General features: G+C 56.6%; 1 protein-coding gene. It reads right to left on the reverse strand.

Annotation, left to right across the window (positions count from 1 at the left end; all coding sequences use genetic code 11):
- Positions 1 to 524 precede the first annotated feature (524 nt).
- The coding region (locus ACR1XY_RS24635) for a transposase (protein ID WP_480597460.1) at positions 525 to 854 on the reverse strand (330 nt) is incomplete at its 5' end.

Raw genomic sequence — 854 nt, forward strand, 5'->3', positions numbered from 1 at the left:
CGTCAGACAGTAGGGGGCGAAATCCCCCTCTCATGAGCGATTTTAGTTTTCTCGGCACGATGAGACTACCCCACTGGTGCAGGATGGTTAAAGTTTGTAGCCTGTGCAGGCGCTGAAGATGGTAGGCCGAACCGATGGTTGTCATTCTCTCATCCGCGGGTTTGATACCGCCTGACCAAATTCGATGCGGGGTGACCTCTCTCTAAGACCGGATGTTTGTCCCAAAGGGGGGACCGAGGATTTCCCTATCCATGGCTTCCATCTCCAGCGCACTGCGCAGGCAGCTTGGACAACCGGTCAGGTGGCCAGGGGCGTCTTTTTGGCGCAATATCCCAGATAAACCCAGCCAGTTCTCGGGCGACTGCTGCCAATACGCAGGGCCGCGGTTTACCTGTCTGGCTCAAAGTACGATACCGTTTGCAAAGCCGGGTCTGGGCTTTCCAACCGATATCCTTGATGTGCTGTGGCAGATGCGCGGAACGTTTAAGATACGGATACCCTTCCTTGGTTGGATGACGGTATGACTACCCGGCTTCGACTAACATGGTGCGCGCCAGTGCATTGCCCGCCTTGGTCAATCGTCCCCTCCTGACCGTACTACCGCTGGAATGCTCGCTTGGAACGAGGCCTAGCCAGGACATGAGCTGACGGGGATTTTCGAACCGCGTGATATCGCCAATCTCGGCGACAACGGTCGCAGCGATGGTTGTGTTTACACCGCGCAAGGCGCGCAGGGCGTCTACCACTGGTGTAAAGTGCCGACCCGGGATTGCTGTTTCAATCGCTTGGTCCAACGTCGCAACCCGTTCCTCAGCTTGGTCAACGGCGCGTTTCATTTCCTCGAAGACCAACTG

Source organism: Ruegeria sp. AD11(2025), from assembly GCF_056542405.1.